Here is a 1,981-nt window from a genome sequence, read left to right as displayed (position 1 = left end):
ACGGCGCGCAGCACGCGGGCATGGGGTTGGCGCTGCGGGCGGGGTTCCCGGAGTTCGCGGCCGGGTTCGACGCGGCGTGCGCGGAGCTGGACCGGAGCCTGGACCGGCCGCTGCTGGAGGTGCTCGAATCCGGGGACCCGTTGGCGGACATGGCTCTCGCGCACCCCGCGCTGTTCGCCCTGCAGGTCGGGCTGACCCGGTTGTTCGCCTCGTGGGGCGTGCGGCCGGAGGCGGTGGTGGGGCACTCGATCGGCGAGTGGGCGGCGGCGCACGCGGCGGGCGCGGTGCCGCTGGCGGACGCGGCGCGCGCGGTCGTGGTCCGGGGGCGGCTGCTCGACCGGTTGCCGACCACCGGCGCGATGGCGGCCGTCGAGGCGGACGAGGACGAGCTCCGGCCGCTGCTGGGCGAGCGGGTCGGCGTCGCGGCGGTCAACGCGCCCCGGTCGCTGGTGGTGTCCGGTGACGCCGACGAGGTGGACCGGGTCGTGTCCGCGGTGGGCTCGTGGGGGCGGCGGACGTCCCGGCTCGCGATCACCCGTGCGGCGCACTCGCCGCACGTGGACGCGGTGCTGGACGAGTTCGAGCGCGAGCTGTCCGCGCTGCGGTTCACCGCGCCCGGCCTGCCGTTCGTGTCGGCGGTGACCGGGCGGCCGGTCGAACGGCCCGACGCGGCCTACTGGCGCTCCCAGCTGCGCCTCCCGGTGCGGTTCGCGGACGCGGCGGCGGCGCTGGACGCCCCGGTGGTGCTGGAGCTGGGACCGGCGGCGGTGCTGTCCGCGCTGGTCGACGGGCCGGTGGCGGTGCCCGCGCTGCGGGCCGGTCGGGCGGAGTGCCACGCGGTTGTCGACGCCCTCGGCGCGCTGTGGGCGGCGGGCGTCCCGGTGGACTGGGCCGGGTGGTTCGCGGGCAGCGGCGCTCGGCGGGTCGACCTGCCGCCGCACCCGTTCCGGCGCAAGCGGTTCTGGCTGGAGCAGTCGGCGGTCGCGGCGGGCGCGCACCCGGTGCTGGCGCACGAGGTCGAGGTCGGCGGCGCGGGACGGCTGGTGCTCAGCGGGCGGTGGCGGGGCGGGGCCTCGGCGCTGGCGGAGCTGGCGATCCACGCCGGGGACCGGGTCGGCTGCCCGCTGGTGGCCGAGCTGGTGGTCGAGCGGGAACCCGAGGCCGGTGACGTGCAGGTCGTCGTGGAGCCGGACCGGTCGTTCACCGTGCACACCCGCGCCCGCGACACGTGGAAGCGCTGCGCGCACGGGGTGCTGGCGCTCGCCGCGCGCCCGGCGCCCTTCGCGTTCGACGGCGCGGACGCCACCGCCGAGGTCGCCGACGCCGGGCGGTTCACCGTGCACCCGGACCTGCTCGACGCCGCCGTCCGCGCGCTCGGGCCGGGGGACGCGGTGCGCTGGCGCGGGCTGCGGCTGCACGCCTCGGGCGCGACGGCGGTGCGGATCAAGGTGGACGGCGACCGGGTCCTGATGTCCGCAGTGGACGGACAGCCGGTGCTCTCCGCCCAGATCGCGCTGGGACGGCTCGCCCCGCCGGTCGACCCCCCGGTCTTCGGGATCGACCGCGTGCCGATCACCGTGGAGCGCGGCCGACCGCGCGAGACGCCGGTCCGCGTCACCGGCCCCGACGACGGCCCCGGCGCGCGGGCGGCGGCGCTCCGGGCGCTCGACCTGGTCAAGGCGCACCTGGCCGCCGACCGCGCCGACCGGCTGGTGCTCCTCGCCCCGCTGGACGCGCTGGCCACCGCGCCCCTGCGGGGCCTGGTGCGCGCGGCGCACGCCGAGGCCCCGGACCGGGTCGCGCTGATCACCACCGACGACCACCCCGCGTCCCGCGCGCTGCTGGGCGACGTGATCGCCTCCGGCGAGCCCGAGGCCGACCTGCGCGCGGGCGTGGTGACCGTGCCGCGCGTGGTGCGCGTCGAGCCCGCGCTCGCCGCGCCGTGGCGGCCGGGGACCGTGCTGGTCACCGGCGGCGAGGG

At 79.2% G+C, this 1,981-nt stretch carries 1 protein-coding gene; it reads left to right on the top strand.

Annotation, left to right across the window (positions count from 1 at the left end):
- The coding region (locus ACTUAL_RS30670) for an acyltransferase domain-containing protein (protein WP_440902675.1) at window positions 1-1,981 on the top strand (1,981 nt) is incomplete at both ends.

The sequence above is a fragment of the Actinosynnema sp. genome, from assembly GCF_052038725.1.
The sequence above is the reverse complement of the archived record's forward strand: the minus strand, read 5'-3'. Positions and strand labels throughout refer to the sequence as shown.